This window comes from Thermococcus piezophilus (genome assembly GCF_001647085.1).
Taxonomy (GTDB): domain Archaea; phylum Methanobacteriota_B; class Thermococci; order Thermococcales; family Thermococcaceae; genus Thermococcus; species Thermococcus piezophilus.
On the sequence record NZ_CP015520.1, the window covers coordinates 1,831,074 to 1,849,936 of the forward strand.

Below are 18,863 nucleotides of genomic sequence, written 5' to 3' on the forward strand. Positions count from 1 at the left end.
TTAAAATTTTTGCACTGAGACTACCCAAGACTGCCCAGTGAGGGCACATTAAAGTTTAAAAGCGCACCCTTCAAAGGCATCTTTTGGATGATGACTATGAAGGTAGTAAAGGCCGAGAACCTCACGATACTCTACGATGGGCAGAGGGCTGTGGAAGACGTAACCTTCGAGCTGGATGACGGGGAGACACTGCTCCTCCTTGGCCCCAACGGGGCAGGAAAGACCACACTTCTGAGAACCATAGCGGCGTTCCACAGGGAGTATACCGGAAAGCTCGAAGTATTCGGCAGAAAACCGGAAGAAGCCAAGGAACTTATCTCCTACGTCCCCCAGAGCCACGTCCTCAACGAGCGCGTTCCATTGACCGCGTTAGAGGTAGTTGCCATGGGCGGCATCTACCGGAAAGGCTTCATCCATTTCAAAATCCCAAAGGAAATCCTCCAGAAAGCCGAGGAAGCTCTTGGCTTTGTTGGACTCGCCCACGTTAAGGACAAGCTCTTCAGAGAGCTGAGCGGCGGCCAGAAGCAGAGGGTTCTCCTCGCGAGGGCCTTGGTGTCCGACCCGAAGCTTCTCCTCCTTGATGAACCCCTCTCAGCCCTCGACCCGAGCGCAAGGGTGGAGGTGGCAAATGTCCTCGGAAAGATAAAGCGCGAGAGCGGAATAACCATGATAATCACCACCCACGACGTCAATCCGCTCATAGACCTTGGGGACAAAGTCATGCTACTTAACAGACGCCTCATAGCCTTTGGAACGCCGGATGAGGTCCTTCAGGACACCATTATAAAGTCCGTTTACGGCCCACTGGCAAAGGCGGTAAAGATCGAGGACAGGCTATACTGCATCATCGGCGACACCCACATCCACGGAGGTGGCGGGCGTTGATTCCGGAGTACCTTATCAGGGCAATCCTTGCGAGCGTTATGGTTAGCGTCCTCCTCGGGATGCTCAGCCCACTGATAAACACCAAGGGGCTGGCCTTTCTCACCCACGCGATATTCCACGCCCTCCTATTTGGCGCGGTTCTGGGAATGATACTCGGACTGATCTTCGGAAATATGAGTCTGGTCATGCTTGTTGCGCTGATTGTAACCGTTGCAATAGTCCTCCTCATCGCCCAGCTTGAAAAGATTGGTTTTTCACCTGATTCTGCCGTCGGAATAGTGGCGAGCTTCGTGGCCGGCCTAACCGTCCTCGGCTTTGGAGTACTTTACAAGGTGATGGCCAGCAGACCCTACTTCCCCCTCAGCGAGAACATAGTTTCCTACTTGACGGGCGAGATTTTTCTCATAACGCTCAACGACTTGACGGTTCTCGTCCTCGGCGGCGCGGTTATGTTCTTCGTCATGCTGCTCCTTTATAGGGACTTCCTCTACCTAAGCTTCGACGCTGAAGGCCTGGAGAGCTACGGCGGCAAAGCTAGGGCTTACCTAATGATTCTCTACGTCCTGGTCGGGGCAATAGGCGCTCTCATAGTCCAGACGGTTGGACTTATAACGCTCCAGGTGGTGGCGGTTCTGCCAGGCGCAATAGCGCTCATGGTGAGCGACAACATCAGGAAGATACTTGCCGTGAGCCTTTTCCTAACCCTTGGGATAGAGCTGTCCTCTGTTGTTTTAGCGTACTTCACGGACATCCCGCCGAGCGGCATAGCGACGATAATGCTCGGCGTCATTTACGGTGCGCTGCTCTTCAGGGGGTGAAATCTTGAAGCTCGCTGGAATAGACGAAGCCGGCAGGGGTCCAGTCCTCGGCCCAATGGTCATAGCGGCTGTGGTCGTTGATGAAAAGAACATTCCAAAGCTGGAGGAGCTCGGCGTGAGGGACTCAAAGAAGCTCACTCCAAAAAGGCGCGAGAGGCTGTTCGACGAGATAATCAGGCTTCTCGACGACTACGTCATCATCGAACTGTGGCCCGAGCAGATAGACTCCCGCGAGGGAACGCTCAACGAGTTCGAAGTGGATAACTTCGTGAAAGCCCTGAGTTCCCTTAAACTGAAGCCCGACGTGGTATACATAGACGCGGCTGACGTGAAGGAGGTCCGCTTTGGCGAGGAGATAAAGGCAAAGCTGAACTTCGAGGCAGAGATAATAGCCGAGCACAAGGCCGACGACAAGTTCGTTCCCGTCTCCGCCGCCTCAATACTCGCTAAGGTAACACGCGACAGGGAAATTGATAGGCTTAAAGAGGAGTACGGCGAGATAGGCTCTGGATATCCAAGCGATCCGAGAACGAGGAAGTTCCTTGAGGACTACTACAAGCGGCACGGCGACTTTCCACCGATAGTCAGAAGGAGCTGGAAAACCCTTAGGAAGATCGAGGAGAAGCTCTCGGCAGAGAAAAAGAAGAGAGGACAGCTCACCCTCGGGGAGTTCCTCGGGAAGGGATAAACCTTAAGTCGCGATTATTCATTTTCTTGAAGTTTCCAGTCCCGGGATCGGCTTCTCCTCAATGTTCCCCGAGGTGCCCGGGTCATCTCTACCGGTTGGCCTTTCGCCCCTTTTGAGGCGCCCTATAATTCTATTCTTTACCTTAAGGCCCCACTTGATGTAGAATTCTCTCGACTCCCTGAAGGCATCCCAGTTGATGAGCTCGTTGAGGGCGACGCCCATGGTTACCGCCGCCGGGGGAACGAGCACCGTTGCGTAAAAGCTGAACTGAGTGGTTCCGCCGAGGAGATACTGGAGGGCAAAGAAGCCTACCGTGCTCCAGAAGATGCAGAAGGGAACCAGGATTTTCGGCTTCCTCCAGTAAAGCCAGGGCATGGCGAAGATAAAGACCACCATGGCCAGGAGCAATAAGGGGTCTGTCCGAACGAAGATGTTGGGGTCGTAGTGGAGCGCGAAGGCCTTCTTGTTTATGAACCACTGCCAAAGCGGAGAAGCCGCTGGGTGGCCACCCTTGGAGCTGAGGTGCCAGCGGAAGCTGCCGAGAAACTCCCTGAACCACTTCTCGACCCCGATGGCTATTATCGCGGGGACGTTGGGCAGGATGAAGCCGATGGCAGGAAATATCGCTATGGTGAGGAGGAAGCTCGGGAGATTGTTCTCCCGTTTGAATGCCCTGACCAAAAGCACCGGCCAGCCGAAGGCACCGCTGAGCTTTGCCGCTGCGGCTAAGCCGACGGCAAAACCCGAGGCACCTCTCTTCTCAAAGACGAGCAGGGCCATGAAGAGCGCAACAAAGAACGCCACGTGAATGTCGAGCATGGCAGCTACGGCAGTCGCCTGAAGTGTCGGGTCTGCGGCGGAAAAGAGAAGTGCTATGAGAGCCGCGAGGTAGCTCCTGCTTATTTTATACGCGGTTAGGAGGACGAGGATGTTGAGGATGAAAAATGTTATCAGCCCGGGAAGGCGCCAGTTGATTGGTTTATCCTCGATGAGCATGCCGAGCATTATGAGGTCCTTTCCGAGGAAGGGATGCTCTGTGTTCAGGTAGTTCTGGATGTTCTCCTTGTCAGGATACCAGTAGCTCGTAACAACGTAATAGGCATCGGAAGGAATCTCCCGCTCAAGCTCGTCCAGAAAAGCCCCAAGGTTCTCAACGGGAATCTCAAAGTAAACGCCCGGGAACTTGAGGTACTTCTTCTCATAGGTGGCGTTGTATCGGAGGGCTATCTTCTCGACGGAGTACTGGTACTTTATCCTCATGCTCGTGTTGGAGAATATTACATTGACCCCTTCGGCGTTCGTGGTTTCGTTGACGTAGTGCAGCTCGACGCCGAGCCTGTGGAGGATGTTCCTTGAGGCGGGGACGTACCATACTTCATCCCCCACGTAGTCCCTAAGCTTTGGCTGGGAAGCTATACCGTAGAGATACCCAAAAGAACCTATTATTATGAGCCCAGAGATGATAATGAACGCAACCCTTTTCCAGTTCATTATTGCCACCACTCAAAGTAGTTCGGCAACGTTTTTAAGCTTCCCTCCGAGCTTGGGAACATGAGCGAGATAAAGGAAGAGCAAATCAACCTCGCCGTTGAGATGCTCAGAAAGGGCCTCGACGAGAAGAAGCTCCGCGCGAAGCTTGGTGAGAACTGGGAGGAGATAGCAGAAATAGCTCGGGCGAGAATCAGGGCCAGGGACAAGTTCTCCCGCGATGACCTATGGATGGACTTGGAAGGGTTGCGCTACGCCACCCACGAGGTCGTCGCGAGATATAGGGCCGAGAGGCTGGCAGAGTTTGGAGTTAAGAGCATAGCCGACGTTTCGTGCGGAATAGGCATACAGCTTATCTTCTACGCGATGAAGGTAGAGAAGGCCTACGGAGTTGATATAGACCCCAAGAAGATAGAGTTCGCGAGGAAAAACGCCGAGAAGTACGGCGTTAGAAACATCGAGTTCATAAACGCCGATTCCCTCGCACCCGAAACGATAGAACACATCGATGCCGACGTAATCTTTTCGGATCCAGCGAGACCCCCCGAGATGCCCGAGAGAAGGCTTGAAGACTTGCTGCCGAGCCCACTAGAGGTCTACGAAGCCTACAAAGCAAAAACCGATGCGTTCATCTTTGACCTTCCCCCGCAGATAAGGCGCGAGAGGGTTCCATGGAAAGGAGAGTTCGAGTACATAGACCTTTTCGGCCACCTCAACAGACTGACCTTCTACTTTGAGACGCTGGCAAAGGCAGATAGGAGCGCGGTAATGCTCCCTAAGGGCGTCCGGCTGGAGAGCGACCCGAACCTCGAAAATATTGTAACATGGACGGAAGAACCAAAGGCCTATCTCCACGAGATTCCGCAGGCGGTAGACTATGCAGACCTGATAAACGAGCTCTTCCACGCAGTCCATGGAAATCTCAAAATGCTGCTCCGCGAGAAGAGGCGCGTTCTGGCGACGAGCGATGAGAAAATACAGAGCGACTACTTTAAGCGTTCCTATGTTATCGTTGGGGTCACCAAGTTCCACCCGCTGAGGATAAACGACTTTCTCAGGAAGGAGGGCTTCGGCAGGGCGACGCTCAGGATAAGCATCCCCGAGAATGAGTACTGGCGCTTCAGGAAGCGCATAGAGGCGAACCTGACGGGAGAAAGAAGGGCCTTTGTTTTCCAGTTCAAGGACAAGGCGATAATAGCGGAGACGCTATAGCTCTTCTATTTTGGCGTTCCTTATCTTCTTCGAGCCTATGCGAAGCTTTCTGAAGTAAGCCACATGTTCCTCAGGCAGAAAAGATTCCAGGCTCGTGGATTTGAGGCGTTTCTTCTTTTTGCGGGGCGCATCGTCCTGAGAGACCTTTGGACTTGTGTTGCCTATGAACTCGTCGAGCTTCCTGTCCATTGACCCACCCAGATGAAATGGATAAGGGGGTATAAAGGCTTTTCTTCCATCGAGGGTTGCACCAAAGAGCATATTAATGGTCAACACAGGGTGGAAGGTAGTCAGTTGAGAAACGCTTTTAACTTTGGGAATTTATTTGGGAAAAGAGTAACAGAACACGGTGAAGCAAAATGTGTGGCATAATCGGGTACATCGGCGAAAGACAGGCCTGTCAGGTTATCGTTAAAGGGCTCAAACGCCTCGAATACAGAGGTTACGATTCTGCTGGAATAGTCACCGAGGAAAATGGAGCGCTTCACATTAAGAAAGGTGCCGGAAAGATAGACGAGCTGGCCGAGAAGCTTGGTCTGCTCGAGATGCCAGGAAAAAGGGGCATCGGCCACACCCGCTGGGCGACCCATGGTGTTCCGAACGACGTTAACGCTCATCCCCAAACTGACTGCTCCGGCAAAATCGCCCTCGTCCACAACGGCATAATTGAGAACTACGGCGAGATAAAAGAGGAGCTCCTCAAAAGGGGACACGTCTTCAAGAGCGACACTGATACTGAGGTCATAGCTCACCTCATCGAGGATGAGCTCAAGTCGAGCAAGAGCTTTGAAGAAGCCATGAGAAAAGCCCTGCTCAAGCTCAAGGGCTCTTTCGCTCTGGGAATAATCTACACAGAAGAGCCGGACAGGCTCTACTTCGTGAGGAACGAGAGTCCGCTCGTTCTGGGCATAGGTGAGGGAGAAAACTTCGCGGCAAGCGATGTGCCTGCGTTTTTGGAGTACACCAACAGGGCCGTTTTCCTTGACGATGGGGAATACGCGGTGATAACGAAGGACTCCTGCGTCGTTAAAAAGCTCTCGACCGGTGAAGTCATTGACAAGCCCGTCCAGGAGATAGGTTGGACGCTCGAGATGGCCGAGAAGGCTGGTTATGAGCACTTCATGCTGAAGGAGATCTACGAGCAGCCGAGGGCGATAAGGGACGCAATCCACGGCAACGCGGAAGTTATAGAAAATGTCGCCAAGGAGATAGCGAAGTACGATAAAATCTTCTTCGTTGCAATGGGAACCTCCTACCACGCCGCCCTGGTCGGGAAATACCTCCTCCAGCGCCTGGCGAAGAAGGTTCCAATCGTTGAAGAGGCCAGCGAATTCCGCTATGAAATGGAAGAGCTGATAGATGAGGATACGCTCGTCATAGCCATAACCCAGAGCGGCGAGACTGCAGACACTTTAGCGGCCATGAAGCTGGCAAAAGCTAGGGGCGCAAAAGTTCTGGCAATAGTCAATGTCATTGGCAGTATGGCGACCAGGATAGCCGACTTAACGCTCTACACCCACGCGGGGCCGGAGATAGGCGTAGCCGCGACGAAAACCTACACCACCCAGCTTACAGTTCTTACCATGCTCGCGATAGCCCTTGCGAGAACCCTTGGAACTGCCGATAAGGAGTACTTAAGGCAGCTTGAGGAGAACCTAAACAGAATCCCAGAGCTTGTTGAGAAAGTTCTCAAGCACGATGGCGCACTCAGGGAGCTCGCCGAAGAACTTAAGGAAAAGAGGGACTTCTTCTACATCGGAAGGAGCATAGGCGTCCCCACCGCCCTGGAAGGAGCTCTCAAGCTCAAGGAGATAAGCTACATCCATGCCGAGGGACTGAGCGCGGGTGAGCTGAAGCACGGCCCGCTGGCACTGCTCGAAGAAGGCGTTCCAGTGGTTGCAATCGCTCCAAGCGGGAAGACCTTCGACAAGATGCTTTCCAACATAGAGGAGGCCAAGGCAAGGGGAGCATACATAATAGCCCTAGGCGATAATGAGAGCCTTAAGAAGGTCTCGGACGTGATTATAGAGATGCCTCCAATGGACGAGCTGCTCACGCCCATAGTTTACGTCGTCCCTCTCCAGATCCTCGCATATCATCTCGCCGTCCTCAGGGGCAACGACCCCGACAAGCCGAGGAATTTGGCCAAGTCAGTTACCGTTGAATGAGGTGGTTTGAATGGTGAAAACCGACGTTAAGGAAAAACGAAAGAAAAAGGAGGAGAAATCCTCCATTTCCGAGTACTATCAGAAGTTCAAGGCCTACGGGCTTCCGCTGATAGTTCTCCTGCTGGCATACATCGGCTTCAAGATAAGGGCCGTTACGTCCAACTACAAGACCTTCCTCGATCCGGATACCTTCTACCACTACGAGCTCTACAAGCTGGCCATCCAAGAGTGGCTCCCCAAGTACTTCCCCTACGCCAACCCACCGACGGGGTTTAAAATAAGCGGGTCCCTTGGCCTCTACGCGGTTCAGGCGTTCTTCTACAAGCTGATTAGTCCGCTCGGCTACGACGTGATGGATGCCTTCAAGCTCTGGCCGCCGTTCGTTGGAGCAATGACCATCATAGCCGTTTATCTCCTCGGAAGGAAGCTCCACTCCAACTGGGCGGGTGTCTGGGCGGCAGCATTCATGATGTTCTCCTACGCTAACTTCAGCAAGACCTACTCGGGTAACAACCGTGGTGAAGGTCCGTTCATGATGTTCTTCCTCTACGCGGTGTTCTTCCTCATCGTGTACCTCGACGAGAAGGAGTGGAACTGGAAGAAAATCCTCTCAGGGTTGCTCTTCCTGATAGCCAGCGTCCTCTACATGGGCGTCTGGCTGGGAAGCCAGTTCGGTGTGGGAATCCTCCTGCTCTTCGCGGCGGCACACACGATAATCCTCTTCGTATTCGGAAAGATTGAAGAGCTCAAGCGCTTTGTTAAAGAATTTTACCCGATCTACGCGCTGTCACTACTCATCGGAATAGCACTGTACCCGACGGGCTTCGTCAGAATAAGGGGCTTCCTTATATTCTCCCTTCAGGCATTCATCGGGCTTTCCGTGCTCGTTGCAATAATGCTGTATGGTGAGCGGGTCGGGCTTAGCTACTCCCACAGAAAGCACCGCTTTGGAACCGTTCTCGCGATCGGCCTGGTTGGCTTTCTCGGCGCCTACCTCTACCTCGGTCCTGACATGTTGAAGTACATGGGCGCCGCGTACCAGTCCAACCCGCTCTACCAGACTGTTGCTGAACTTGCAAAGACTAACTGGAAAACAATAGCCAGCTACTACAGTGTCAAGACCAAAGACGGAATTATCTTCCTGCTCTCACTTGCTGGTTTCATCATAGTGCTTGTCAGGTTCATCAGAAAGCTCCTCAAAAGTGACCTCACCGGCTATAAGGAAGTCTTCCTCGTGACCTACTACATTGGCTCGGTTTATCTGCTCCTCATGGCGGTTAGATTCGTGTTCCAGGCTTCGGGCGCTATACTCCTCTTGGCTGGCGTTGCGATTGGCGAAGTGTTCCTGTTTGTTGAAAACATGAAAGATAGCATCAGCACTAGGGTCCTCTACGCGATGCTCCTCATCCTCCTGTTCCTGCCGCTCCCAATCATAGGTGCCCAGTATATGAACAACGTGGCCATCAACACATCAAAGGCCCAGGGCTCAGTCCCGGCCGACTGGGTGAATACTCTCAAATGGCTCAGGGAGAACAGCGACCCGCTTGACAGTGCCACCAGCTGGTGGGACTACGGCTACTGGATCGAGTCAAGCCTCCTCAGCAACAGGCGCTCTGCCACCGACGGCGGTCACGCCTACGACAGGCGCTACATAGTTGCGGACTTCTTCGCCCACTACGGCAACGAGAGCGAGGTCGACTTCGAGAGCTGGGAGCTCAACTACATGATAGTCTGGCAGCAGGACATCTACAAGTTCAACGCCATAAGCTACCTCGGTGGAGCGATAACCTACGAGGAATACAAGAACAATCCCATGTTCCAGGTGATATACCCGAACTACATCCGCTACGTCAACGAGAGCGGCAAAACGGTAGTCTACATCACCAACGGCCAGTACGCCTACCAGCCGATAATGACCATCGACCTCACTAAGGGCCAGGTCATCCAGGGAAGGGGAGACATACCCTACGTCCTCTACGTCTTCCAGGGCTACGGCCTGCTCGCGTACCAGAGCATAGCCTTCAGCAACTTCGTTAGACTCGCCTTCCACATACCGTACTCCTTCAAGCAGTGGGACGCCCAGATGCTCTTCGCGAACTTCAAGCCGGTCTACACTAACGGTGGAGTTTCGACCTACGAGTTCAGGCCCTTCGCAGTTTACAGGATTGACAAATATGAGAACGGAACATGGAAGGCATTTTACAGCACGACCGCCGGCGGAAAGCTCCCACTCGGCGAACAGAGGCTTAGACTCTGGATCTCAGCCTTCGGCAGGGACGTTAAAGACGCCACCCTGGTCTTTGAGGCCTACAACGGAACCGAGCTGGTCAAGAGGGAAGTCGTTGCGGAGAATGTTAACATCAACTACCTCAACGAGACCCCCGTCGAGGTCAGCCTGACGATACCGAACGTCACCAGCTACCGCTTCGTCCTCATCCAGGACGGCCCTGTCGGAGTGCTTAACGGCGCGCCGAAGGTCGATGGAAAGATTGCCAACCCAAGTTACATCCTTAATGAGGGCCAGAGCGGCCAGCTCGAGCTTACTGCGGCCTTCAGGAAGAACTACACCGCTGACCTCTATCTCAGGGCCAGCATAGTTTACTACGTCGCACCCAACGGCAAGGACATTAACCAGCCGAACTTCCGCCTGGAGCCCCACATGGACATCATAACCTACATCCCCGTCAAGAAGGGCATCAGCGTGAAGGCCGGCAACAACACCATAACCGTCCAGGCGAGCATGCCGGAGAACGTCTTTGAGCAGTACCTCCAGGAGCTCTACAAGAAGTACGGCGAGGACAAGGTCGTCGTAGTGAAGGAGAGGATAGAGCCGATATTCATTGCCAAGAAGGAGTACGTGATCTGGGAGGGCTAATCTCTCACTATTTTTACGTCTTCCAGCCTTTCTAACTCTTCTTTTCTTACTGTTCTTACAACGCCAGGAACAAAGCCGTTTTTGGTCTCAGAATGATGGCCTCGACCTCGGAAAAGCCGAGCTTTTTGAGGGCAAATGCCCTGTGGTGATCATCGAGCATGTAGTATTTCCCACCATGGGGTATGACTACTATAGGCGCGTTGTAGCGTGCTTGATCTCCTGAAGGATGACCAGCAGCTTGGCCCCGCTGAGCTCCCTCTGGGTGGAAACGACCTGCTCCAGGGGGATGAACTCCCTTTCAAGCTCAAACTCAATGCCATAAATCACCTCGTATTCCTCCTTTATCCTCTCGGCGCGCCTGAAGGCCTCCTCCCTCGTTATGAGCCTGGTCCCTCTCAAGTCTTCACGCCCCTAACGGCTATAAAGGCGGCGAAGTTTTTGCGCTTCCTGTGGCATTTTCTATCAATCCTTTCGGCCAAGCCTAAGAAGGGCCAGAAGGATGGAAAAAAGATAACCCCCGCACACTCGACCTCAGTAAAGCCCCCGTTCTTCAGGAGAAGTTTGAGCTCCCTGGGAGTGTAGAACCGGGCATAGCGGTAGGCAGTCTCGACGAAGAGGCTCTTTAGGCGCTTGAAGAAGAACCACGAGCTCCTTCCGTTCATGGTGCCGATGATAACCTCACCGCCGGGCTTGAGGACGCGGTGGATCTCGGCGATTACCTTCTCAGGCTCGTGGATAAACTCAAACATGGTCACGCTCAGGACTAGGTCAAAGCTCTCGTCCGGAAAGGGCAGGGAATATGCATTGCCTTTGATGCAGTTGAGGCCCTTTGCCCCGGCTATTTCCAGCATCCCCTCGCTCGCGTCGAGGCCGATAACGTCAAAGCCGCGCTTTTTAAGCTCGATAGTGTAGTTTCCGGTGCCGCAGCCGAGGTCAAGGGCTTTACCGGCCTTAGAGCGTAGCATCGAGAACACGAGCCACTTCTCTGTCCTATCCACGTAGCGACCGGTCTTTGTCCTGTACCAGTCGTCGTAGCGCTTCGCTATCCTGTCAAAGTATTCAACCACGTTAAACCCCCATTTTGCCCTCTATGGTGAGCGGTTTATCAACCCGGTCGTCTATCTTGAGGTTTATCACGACGCGCTTCACACCAGTATTGAGGATTGTCTCGTGGCAGCGCTTGACCAGCTCGAGGATTTCATCAACGGAACCTTCAACCACAGTTCCCATCAGGCAGACATGGTACTTCAGGCCGCTCGCCTTTATGACTTTGATGATGGGTTCGAGGTACTTGCCCACACTCGGGCTTTCTGTTCCAAGTAGAAAAAGGCAAAGCTCCGCTACCGCCATCAGCCACCCCCTGCGGGCGGGAAGATGTGCACCTCATCATCATCCTTCAGCTCGGTGTCGAGGCCCTTAAGGTGCAGGATGTTGTGGCCGTTCACGAGGATCATTCCGTCTATGGCCTTTCCTGCCTCCTTGGCGTGGGGACTCTCAAGGAGCTGCTTCTTTATCTCCGGATTGTAGTGCTCGGCCAGATAATCGATAAGCTCACCTACCGTTCTGGAACTGTTCAACTCTATCTCCTTCCTCCCTATCAGCTCCCGGAACGTGGCGTAAAATCGCACCTTCATTGAGCCCCACCTAAAAAAGGTTGGAAGAAGGGACTAAAAAACTTTATTCGTGTTCTTTCCGTTTCTTTTCGCGGTTGTGTATGTAGTCGAGGAGCGGTCTCATCCTCTCCCAGACCTCGTTTATACTGCCGTGACCATCAACCCTAACGTAGATGCCCTGCCTCTTGTAGAACTTGATTATTGGCTCCATGTTCTTGACGTAGAGGTCGTAGCGTCTCCCGATTATGTCCGGCATATCGTCCTCCCTCTGGACGAGCTGAGAGCCACAGATGTCACATTTACCAGGAACCTTTGTGGATCGGTACTGAAGGTGATAAACGGCACCACACTTGGGACATATCCTCCTCCTGGAGATGCGCTCAACGCTCTCCTCCTTAGAGATGAAAATCTCCATCGCCACGTCTATCCTTATGCCGTGGTCGTAGAGGTAGTTCTCGAGCGCGAGAACCTGTTCTGCCGTTCTGGGGTAGCCGTCGATGATGAAGTTGTTCCTGTCGCGCCTTAAGCGAGAAATCACGAGGGTATTGACGACGATGTCCGGGATGAGCTCCCCCTTTGCGAGATACTTCTTCAGCTCCTTCCCGAGCTCGCTTCCCCTTTCAATCTCCGTCCGTATCATGTCCCCCGAGGAGATATACGTCAGCCCGTAGCGCTCCGTTATCGTCCTTGAGTGGGTTGATTTGCCGCTCCCAGGTGGCCCAAAGATGAGGATGTTCATTTTTCTCACCGTTAGTTATTTGTTTCTCAGTTGATAAAACAATTACGGTGGTGGTCATGAAACTGAGCACAGGCTTTGTTCGGGCATCCGGCTACGCCCACAAGGTGAGGCGCGTCCTCTTTGCAATAACACGCGGGAGGGTGGAGCCGGAAGAAGTTGTAAAGGCCGCGGCGGAGCTCAACCAGTACGTCTTTGAAAAGCTCCAGGAGATGGGGGTGGACAAGGGGGACGTCGTGAGGATAAGCGTCCCCTTCAGCATCGAGGATGGAAAGATAAAGTGGCACTATGAGGGACTCAAGATAGAGGTCTACAAGCGAGAGGATGAAGCAAAGCTCGCCGAAGCTATGGAAGAAATCGAGGAGCGCGAGAGAGACCTCGAAGAGCAGATAAAGGAGCTTGAAGAGCTCGCCCTTCAGCTCAGGGAGATGAGCGAGAAAATACTGGAGAAGCTGGAGGAGCTCAAGCAGGAGCATACCTCGCTCAGACTCAAGGCGGAGGAGTGAGGGAATCAAGGAAGATGTTGACGTAGGCCACGACATGGGAGGCGAGGTAGCTTTTCCTTCCGATGCTCACTTTTTCAGCTATGCCCTCAAGAAAGGTCTCGTCCTCAGGGGTTAACCCCTCGTGGTCGCCGAGGATGAAGGCAACATTCTGCGAAAAGTTCACTCTCCCGATGGGTCTGCCCTCCTCGTGTAGGTAGTAAAGGGTCGAGCTTTTCAGGGTTCTCCTCACGATGTCCTCAAAGGTCATGTTGCTGACGTATATTCCTGGGAGAACCTGGACTTCCTTGCTCGGCTCGCGGAGGGTCTCTCCTACCTTCAAAGCTTTGATTATCAGCTTCGCCGTGCTCAGCTCGTCGGGGTTGAGCGTTTTGGGCTTCATCTCCTGCCCCTCAAACCTTATCGCCTTCGGTGGGTTCGGCGGGCCGTAGAGGCTCAGCCAGACGCGGACGTTCTTCCTGAAGCTGTAGGAAAGCAGAAAAGCTGAGTTGAGAACCCTACAGAGCAAGTCAATCCTACCGCTCGTTCCAGGTAAGTCCCTGAGCTTGAAATCGGCCTTGGTGTGAGCCTTGTTAGCCTTGACTATGAACGTCCTCATGGGGGGGAGTTTGGAGGGGGACTTATAACCCTTGCCCGAAGAGATTCCGGAGCAGATTCATACTGCGGCATCCCTGGCCTTCTTACTTCATCGTCCGAAACTCTGGAAAATGGGGACGGTGAAGTGTTTGGAAGTCTTTAGTAACACTCGGTAACTATCAGACTTTTTGGTACTATCTTTACCTTATAATGTAACGAAATTTTTTCATAACATTGAGAATAGCACGATACGGCTGTTTTTATCCCATTCTCCAGAGGAAACTGGTCTTTTTGACTGTTAAATGATTTTGAAGTCTGAAAATTAATTTTTCTCTTTTCTTCGGCCTTTGGAAATCTAGCGAACATTCTTGTTCACAGAATTTTTGAGCTGTACAGGCCCTGAAATTCCTGAGAGAGGTTCCTAAAAGGCCCCGAATAGAAGATCCTCGTAGCGTTGAAACCACCCTTCTGCAGAAAAACTTATAAGATTCAAGGCACTTTATAGCCATATAGAGCAAAAGAAGGAAAAAGCCGCCCTGTTGCAATAAGACTCTAGGAGAATTGAAAATATCGTTGGTATATTGCTCGTATTGCGGGGTCAGTGGGTTGCAATAAGACTCTAGGAGAATTGAAAACCACCACCACGTTGCATAAGCCAGCGCCTCCTTTTCAGTTGCAATAAGACTCTAGGAGAATTGAAAATATCAGTTGACGCTACAAGCGACCAGGTGTTCCCACCGTTGCAATAAGACTCTAGGAGAATTGAAAAGTGGCGAGATTAGTGATGGACCACATGAGCTTAGCGAGTTGCAATAAGACTCTAGGAGAATTGAAAACTCCTACTGCAATTTTCACATCAAGCGCGTAACCGTGTTGCAATAAGACTCTAGGAGAATTGAAAATTACTGCCCTATCAAGTCCGTAACCTAGAGGATGCCCGTTGCAATAAGACTCTAGGAGAATTGAAAATGCATCTTCGACCTCCTCAATGACTTCGCTCACGCTCGTTGCAATAAGACTCTAGGAGAATTGAAAAACGGAAGAAGAGAGAAGATACTTCAAAGGGCTTGCAGGTTGCAATAAGACTCTAGGAGAATTGAAAATAAGAGCCCTCACAAGCATTCCTTTATCTGCAAGTGTTGCAATAAGACTCTAGGAGAATTGAAAGAAAACCCGCCGTCACCGCCGCCGTCATTGGGACATCAAGTTGCAATAAGACTCTAGGAGAATTGAAAGAGGGCAAAGACAGCGCCTATCTGTAGTTTCAATAAGACTCCAAGAGACCCAGAGCCCTTAAAATATACCTATGGAATGCAGAGGGCCTCACCCAACGGTGAATATCCTTATCGTGTTCGTTCCAGCGGTCTTCCCTATCGGCGTTCCTTTCGTCAGCAGAACCGTGTCGTTTTCGTTCACGAGACCAAGGCCCTTGATGAGGTTCAGTATCTCGCGCTCGCTGGTCTCCTCGACGAGGAAGGGGTAGACTCCATAGGAGAACATGAGGCTGTTGGCAACCTTCTCGTCGGTGGCAAAAGCCAGAATCCACTGTCTCGGCTTGAAACGGGATATCAGCCTAGCCGTCTCACCTGTCCTCGTAGGGGTAAGGATGTACTTGATGTCTATCGAGTTGAGGGCCTCTATGATGCTCCTCGCTATGGCGTCTTTTATGGTGCTCTTTTTGGGCATCTGGCCCTTCCACTCGCTCATCTTCCACTCTACCACGCGCGTTGACCAGAGGGAATCGCGGTAGGCTTCGGTGGTTCTTGCTATCTTAGCCATCATCTTGATTGCGTCGACAGGATACTTGCCTACAGCAGTCTCTTCCGAGAGCATAACCGCGTCCGTTCCGTCGAGGATGGCGTTGGCCACGTCTGTGACCTCTGCCCTCGTGGGAAGCTTTTCCTGGGTCATTGATTCGAGCATCTGGGTGGCTGTTATGGCGGGCTTGCCCGCCATGTTGGCCTTTTTTAGGAGCTTTTTCTGGAGCACCGGGAGCCTCTCAATCGGCATCTCGACTCCCAAATCGCCCCGGGCTATCATTATGCCATCGGCCGCGCTGAGTATCTGGTCGAAGTTCTTTACTGCATCGGGTCTCTCTATCTTAGCGATTATGAAGATCTTCGCGTTTCTCTCCTCCACGAAGCGCCTGACCTTCAGAACGTCGTAGGCCGAGCCGACGAAGCTTATTCCTACAGCGTCCATGCCGTGCTCTATTGCGAACTCAAGAAACTGCAAATCCTTCTCCGTCACCGCGTCTATCGCTATCCTTGCATTCGGGACGTTTATGCCCTTGTGGGAGAAGAGTGTGCCTCCAACGAGAACTTTACAGACCACGTCGATATCGTGAACCTCCTCGACACGGAGCGCTATAAAGCCATCACTCAGATAGATGACGTCTCCCTTGGATACCATCTTGGGAAAGTCCTTGAACTGCACGGGTATCTCTGCCTCATTGCCAACCACATCCCGCGTGGTGAGGGTTATCGTTTGCCAGCGTCTCAGTGTTACTGAACCGTTTTGGATCTCCCCAACGCGTATCTTCACTCCTGGAAGATCGCCGAGAATGGCGATGGGTCTGTTGAGCCTGTCGGAGACTTTCCTTACCAGTTCCACTGTCTTCGCGTGCTGTTCAAAGTCTCCGTGGGCGAAGTTTATGCGTGCAACGCTCATTCCTGCCTTCACCATGGTCTCTACCGTCTTCCTCTTCAGGGAGGCTGGCCCTATTGTGGCTATGATTTTCGTTTTGTGGGATGGCAACCTCATGTCTTTCACCTAAAATGGCATTTCACTTACCCCTAATAATCTTATCCCAACGAAACCTTAATAAGTTAGGAAAGCCTAATTGACCCGGTGATCGGATGAACCACCTCGATGTTGAGGTTTTTGATGAGAAAGGGAACAAAGCCCCGCTCAGGGACGCCGTTCTTGGAAAGTGGACCATTCTTTACGTCTATCCAAAGGACAACACTCCTGGCTGCACGACCGAGGCGAAAGAGTTTACAGAACTCCTTCCCGAGTTCGAGAAGCTCGGTTTTCAGGTGATTGGGGTAAGTAAGGATTCAGTTAACTCTCACCGGAGGTTCAAAGAGAAGCATGGACTGAGAATAAAACTCCTGAGCGATCCCAACGCAGAGCTTATCAAAGCTCTTGGGGCATGGGGCAAGAAGAAAAGCTACGGAAAGGAATACGAGGGCGTTATACGGAGCACATTCATCCTGAATCCTGAAGGAGAGATAGTCTGGAAGAAAATTAAGGTCAGGGCAAAGGGGCACGCATCAAAAGTCTTAGAAGAAGCGAAGAAACTCGTGGAAGAAAATTAAGGCATCTATTTATTTCCTTCTTCCGCCAACAGCGACTCGGATTGAAGAACAGGGTTCTTGTTATTTTTAGGTTCAAATCTCAAAAGGAATCTGCCGATAATTTCGACGATTCTCACGTTCTCACCTCCCAAAGCTTAAAAATGAAGGAGGCAGAGGTGCTCACTTCATGAGCACGAAGCCGACTATGTTGCCCTCGTAGGTGAGGAAGACCTTAACACCGTTTAGGGTCTCGTAGGCAGCGTAAACGTCCAGCTCGCTGAGGTCGTAGTCACCAACGACCTTGCCAACATAGTCACCGTCGTAGACGAGCTTCTGGATGGTTACTCCGCGGGGGTTGGTGAACTCCTCAACTGAGAGCTGACTCAGATAGTCCTGAACTTCAGCAGGATCGATGCTGACTTCTATCAGGTCAGTCGCTCTAACTCCAAGGCCCATGTACCTGCCCCTATCCTCAGCCATGGCACCGTGGCCATGACCGACCATTTGAGGCTCCATGGCCCTCTCAACATCCGGGTTTGGTCCCGGCACACCCTGGTATGCTGCGACTGTTCCAAACACGAGGCCAAAGAGGCCCAACACCATCAAACCAATTCCCAACCACTTTTTCATGTCATATCACCCCTCCATGTGTAACTTCAATATTACATATATCGGGTTTCTTTATAAAGTTTTCGATGTTGAAAAGCTATAAAACCCCAAACCATAGAAGACTAATGCCGTGAGGAAGGAGTTAATAACAGCAATCCCGCCAGACGAAATAGAGCTCATCCTGAAAAAATCTGGAGCAAAGGTTGAGCTGGTCATTTCGGAGGCAGAATCATTCCACGGCATGCCGAGGTACAGAGTGCTTCTGGAAGGGACAGACGAAGAGATAGAAAAGTTCATGGATGTCCTCAGACTGGCAAGGGCCGGCGGTTAGCCCACCAAGGCGTTCTTGAATCCAAATTCTCTCACGAGCCGTGCGGCTTTAATCATCTCTTCGTCCTTAAGAGTCCGGCTGATCTCTGGATGTTTCCCTGCTTCGTATTCTGGCCGGTACTGGAACATCACGTTTATTCTAACATCCTCTCCAAGGTTCTCGGCTATCCACGTTAGTATCTGCCCTGTGCAGCAGTCGAGGTGACCAGGAATAACGAGATGCCTTATCAGGAACTCGGCTTTGTAATGCCTTTTGCCAAGGAGGAAGTTTCTGGTAACAACCTCCCAGTAGCGGGGTGCCCGCGAATACTTCAGGGCGCATTTATCATTTTCCCACCCGAAGTCGGCTAAGTAAACATCGACAACCCCATCGAGAAGCTTCATCGCCTCTTCGCTCATGTACATGTTGGAGTTCCAGACGACAGGAACCGGAACTTTAACTTGCCTAGGGTCTCGATGATGAAGGAAAGGTTTGAAGTCGGCTCACCGCCGACGAAGTTCACGTTCTTTGCTCCCCGTGCGAAGGCCACGGTTATCTTTTCTGCCATCTCATTCGGTGAATATTCAACCCCAGCCCGAAACTGACTGATGTCCCAGTTCTGACAGAAGACGCACCAGAAGTTGCAGCCGCTGAACAAGATCGTGTAAGAGGGAACCAGCTCCGGCTCCTCGCCGTAGTGGAGGAAATCACTCGCAACGAGGCTCTCCTTCACCCTGCAGTAGCCGATTTCCTTTTTTTTCTGTTCGTTCGGCACTTGAACTCGCAGAGCTCGCAGCTCTTGAGGATCTTATAATCTATAACCGCTTTGAGGTCGAGGAGGCTCTTCTCCGGGCTTTCGCTGAGGTCGTTCCCCCAATCCACCCATAGCCTCTTTGTGGATCTCCCACAGCTCTTCTAATGGCGCATCTTCGTCAAATTCCACTTCCACCCGCTTTGATAGAAAGAAGTTCGGCACTTCGTCTCCCCTGAGAACCGCGAAGTAGTGGTGCATTGCTTTTATGGTCCCTTCAATTTCCCTAATCTCTATCCGCCTGAACCACATGCCATCTAAGAAGTTCTCAT

The 18,863-nt window shown here is 52.1% G+C and carries 19 protein-coding genes, 1 pseudogene and 1 CRISPR repeat array; of the genes and pseudogenes, 9 read left to right on the top strand and 11 right to left on the bottom strand.

Translation table 11 applies throughout. The annotated features are described in order from the left end of the window. The first annotated feature begins 96 nt into the window (after nucleotides 1-96). From A7C91_RS10035 to rnhB, 3 genes are read left to right on the top strand one after another with little or no spacing between them, the layout of a single operon-like run. The gene (locus A7C91_RS10035) at nucleotides 97-885 is read left to right on the top strand and encodes a metal ABC transporter ATP-binding protein (protein ID WP_068667132.1); all 789 of its coding nucleotides are present in this window, start codon (nucleotides 97-99) and stop codon (nucleotides 883-885) included. Beyond that, on the top strand, nucleotides 882-1,703 hold the full coding sequence (locus A7C91_RS10040; protein ID WP_068667134.1) for a metal ABC transporter permease: 822 nt from the start codon (nucleotides 882-884) through the stop codon (nucleotides 1,701-1,703). The genes A7C91_RS10035 and A7C91_RS10040 overlap by 4 nt, the downstream gene beginning before the upstream one ends. A gap of 4 nt (nucleotides 1,704-1,707) precedes the next feature. Continuing rightward, nucleotides 1,708-2,391, top strand: coding sequence for a ribonuclease HII (rnhB, locus tag A7C91_RS10045; RefSeq protein ID WP_068667136.1), 684 nt, complete (start codon nucleotides 1,708-1,710; stop codon nucleotides 2,389-2,391). Nucleotides 2,392-2,409: 18 nt separating this feature from the next. On the opposite strand, the gene A7C91_RS10050 is transcribed toward rnhB, so the two are convergent. Further along, nucleotides 2,410-3,882 carry a dolichyl-phosphate-mannose--protein mannosyltransferase gene (locus tag A7C91_RS10050; protein WP_234394505.1) on the bottom strand — a complete coding sequence of 491 codons (1,473 nt, stop codon included), beginning with the start codon at nucleotides 3,880-3,882 and terminating at the stop codon, nucleotides 2,410-2,412. Nucleotides 3,883-3,942: 60 nt separating this feature from the next. On the opposite strand from A7C91_RS10050, the gene A7C91_RS10055 reads away from it, so the two are divergent. Then, nucleotides 3,943-5,091 carry a class I SAM-dependent methyltransferase gene (locus A7C91_RS10055; RefSeq protein WP_068667138.1) on the top strand — a complete coding sequence of 383 codons (1,149 nt, stop codon included), beginning with the start codon at nucleotides 3,943-3,945 and terminating at the stop codon, nucleotides 5,089-5,091. On the opposite strand, the gene A7C91_RS10060 is transcribed toward A7C91_RS10055, so the two are convergent. Beyond that, a complete protein-coding gene (locus A7C91_RS10060) occupies nucleotides 5,086-5,280 on the bottom strand; it encodes a PCNA-inhibitor (protein WP_068667140.1) in 195 nt (64 codons plus the stop codon). The genes A7C91_RS10055 and A7C91_RS10060 overlap by 6 nt on opposite strands. Before the next feature lie 170 nt (nucleotides 5,281-5,450). On the opposite strand from A7C91_RS10060, the gene glmS reads away from it, so the two are divergent. Next, entirely contained in the window at nucleotides 5,451-7,259 is a 1,809-nt protein-coding gene (gene glmS / locus A7C91_RS10065; RefSeq protein ID WP_068667142.1) for a glutamine--fructose-6-phosphate transaminase (isomerizing), read from the top strand. Between the two features lie 10 nt (nucleotides 7,260-7,269). After that, the gene (locus A7C91_RS10070; RefSeq protein WP_068667144.1) at nucleotides 7,270-10,134 is read left to right on the top strand and encodes an STT3 domain-containing protein; all 2,865 of its coding nucleotides are present in this window, start codon (nucleotides 7,270-7,272) and stop codon (nucleotides 10,132-10,134) included. Between the two features lie 189 nt (nucleotides 10,135-10,323). Here A7C91_RS10070 and A7C91_RS11990 read toward each other — a convergent pair whose 3' ends face one another. Genes A7C91_RS11990 through A7C91_RS10095 form a run of 5 tightly spaced genes read right to left on the bottom strand, consistent with a single transcriptional unit; the run spans nucleotide 10,324 to nucleotide 12,486 of the window. Next, a complete protein-coding gene (locus tag A7C91_RS11990; protein ID WP_234394380.1) occupies nucleotides 10,324-10,533 on the bottom strand; it encodes a hypothetical protein in 210 nt (69 codons plus the stop codon). Further along, nucleotides 10,530-11,201 carry a class I SAM-dependent methyltransferase gene (locus A7C91_RS10080; protein WP_068667146.1) on the bottom strand — a complete coding sequence of 224 codons (672 nt, stop codon included), beginning with the start codon at nucleotides 11,199-11,201 and terminating at the stop codon, nucleotides 10,530-10,532. Before A7C91_RS10080 ends, A7C91_RS11990 begins: the two co-directional genes overlap by 4 nt. Nucleotide 11,202: 1 nt before the next feature. Beyond that, nucleotides 11,203-11,484: an MTH1187 family thiamine-binding protein gene (locus A7C91_RS10085; protein WP_068667148.1), complete on the bottom strand. Its 282-nt coding sequence runs from the start codon at nucleotides 11,482-11,484 to the stop codon at nucleotides 11,203-11,205. Then, complete coding sequence (locus A7C91_RS10090) at nucleotides 11,484-11,768, bottom strand: ubiquitin-like small modifier protein 1 (protein WP_068667150.1); 285 nt, start codon at nucleotides 11,766-11,768, stop codon at nucleotides 11,484-11,486. Before A7C91_RS10090 ends, A7C91_RS10085 begins: the two co-directional genes overlap by 1 nt. A 43-nt stretch (nucleotides 11,769-11,811) precedes the next feature. Then, complete coding sequence (locus A7C91_RS10095) at nucleotides 11,812-12,486, bottom strand: adenylate kinase (RefSeq protein ID WP_068667152.1); 675 nt, start codon at nucleotides 12,484-12,486, stop codon at nucleotides 11,812-11,814. A gap of 56 nt (nucleotides 12,487-12,542) precedes the next feature. On the opposite strand from A7C91_RS10095, the gene A7C91_RS10100 reads away from it, so the two are divergent. Then, a complete protein-coding gene (locus A7C91_RS10100; protein ID WP_068667155.1) occupies nucleotides 12,543-12,989 on the top strand; it encodes a single- stranded DNA-binding family protein in 447 nt (148 codons plus the stop codon). Here the strand turns inward: A7C91_RS10100 and trmY are convergent. Continuing rightward, nucleotides 12,973-13,584, bottom strand: coding sequence for a tRNA (pseudouridine(54)-N(1))-methyltransferase TrmY (trmY, locus tag A7C91_RS10105; protein WP_068667157.1), 612 nt, complete (start codon nucleotides 13,582-13,584; stop codon nucleotides 12,973-12,975). The two genes, A7C91_RS10100 and trmY, sit on opposite strands and share 17 nt — an antisense overlap. Nucleotides 13,585-14,100: 516 nt before the next feature. After that, a CRISPR array of direct repeats spans nucleotides 14,101-14,798; the repeat unit is 30 nt; unit sequence GTTGCAATAAGACTCTAGGAGAATTGAAAA. Nucleotides 14,799-14,885: 87 nt separating this feature from the next. Next, nucleotides 14,886-16,325, bottom strand: coding sequence for a pyruvate kinase (gene pyk, locus A7C91_RS10110; protein ID WP_068667159.1), 1,440 nt, complete (start codon nucleotides 16,323-16,325; stop codon nucleotides 14,886-14,888). 95 nt (nucleotides 16,326-16,420) lie between these two features. Between pyk and A7C91_RS10115 the strand changes: the two genes are divergently transcribed. Then, complete coding sequence (locus A7C91_RS10115; protein ID WP_068667161.1) at nucleotides 16,421-16,882, top strand: peroxiredoxin; 462 nt, start codon at nucleotides 16,421-16,423, stop codon at nucleotides 16,880-16,882. 159 nt (nucleotides 16,883-17,041) lie between these two features. On the opposite strand, the gene A7C91_RS10120 is transcribed toward A7C91_RS10115, so the two are convergent. Continuing rightward, nucleotides 17,042-17,491: a hypothetical protein gene (locus tag A7C91_RS10120; RefSeq protein ID WP_068667163.1), complete on the bottom strand. Its 450-nt coding sequence runs from the start codon at nucleotides 17,489-17,491 to the stop codon at nucleotides 17,042-17,044. 109 nt (nucleotides 17,492-17,600) lie between these two features. On the opposite strand from A7C91_RS10120, the gene A7C91_RS10125 reads away from it, so the two are divergent. Further along, on the top strand, nucleotides 17,601-17,801 hold the full coding sequence (locus tag A7C91_RS10125; RefSeq protein WP_068667165.1) for a TIGR04140 family protein: 201 nt from the start codon (nucleotides 17,601-17,603) through the stop codon (nucleotides 17,799-17,801). Here A7C91_RS10125 and A7C91_RS10130 read toward each other — a convergent pair. Further along, nucleotides 17,798-18,843 (bottom strand): annotated as a pseudogene (locus A7C91_RS10130) (radical SAM protein). The gene A7C91_RS10125 and the pseudogene A7C91_RS10130 sit on opposite strands and share 4 nt — an antisense overlap. Between the last annotated feature and the right edge of the window lie 20 nt (nucleotides 18,844-18,863).

Coding starts and splice junctions, on each gene's coding strand:
- A7C91_RS10035 (WP_068667132.1), top strand. CDS start 97: ATGAAGGTAGTAAAGGCCGAGAACCTCACGATACTCTACGATGGGCAG.
- A7C91_RS10050 (WP_234394505.1), bottom strand. CDS start 3,882: ATGAACTGGAAAAGGGTTGCGTTCATTATCATCTCTGGGCTCATAATA.
- A7C91_RS10055 (WP_068667138.1), top strand. CDS start 3,943: ATGAGCGAGATAAAGGAAGAGCAAATCAACCTCGCCGTTGAGATGCTC.
- A7C91_RS10060 (WP_068667140.1), bottom strand. CDS start 5,280: ATGGACAGGAAGCTCGACGAGTTCATAGGCAACACAAGTCCAAAGGTC.
- glmS (WP_068667142.1), top strand. CDS start 5,451: ATGTGTGGCATAATCGGGTACATCGGCGAAAGACAGGCCTGTCAGGTT.
- A7C91_RS10070 (WP_068667144.1), top strand. CDS start 7,270: ATGGTGAAAACCGACGTTAAGGAAAAACGAAAGAAAAAGGAGGAGAAA.
- A7C91_RS10085 (WP_068667148.1), bottom strand. CDS start 11,484: ATGGCGGTAGCGGAGCTTTGCCTTTTTCTACTTGGAACAGAAAGCCCG.
- A7C91_RS10090 (WP_068667150.1), bottom strand. CDS start 11,768: ATGAAGGTGCGATTTTACGCCACGTTCCGGGAGCTGATAGGGAGGAAG.
- A7C91_RS10095 (WP_068667152.1), bottom strand. CDS start 12,486: ATGAACATCCTCATCTTTGGGCCACCTGGGAGCGGCAAATCAACCCAC.
- A7C91_RS10100 (WP_068667155.1), top strand. CDS start 12,543: ATGAAACTGAGCACAGGCTTTGTTCGGGCATCCGGCTACGCCCACAAG.
- trmY (WP_068667157.1), bottom strand. CDS start 13,584: ATGAGGACGTTCATAGTCAAGGCTAACAAGGCTCACACCAAGGCCGAT.
- pyk (WP_068667159.1), bottom strand. CDS start 16,325: ATGAGGTTGCCATCCCACAAAACGAAAATCATAGCCACAATAGGGCCA.
- A7C91_RS10115 (WP_068667161.1), top strand. CDS start 16,421: ATGAACCACCTCGATGTTGAGGTTTTTGATGAGAAAGGGAACAAAGCC.
- A7C91_RS10120 (WP_068667163.1), bottom strand. CDS start 17,491: ATGAAAAAGTGGTTGGGAATTGGTTTGATGGTGTTGGGCCTCTTTGGC.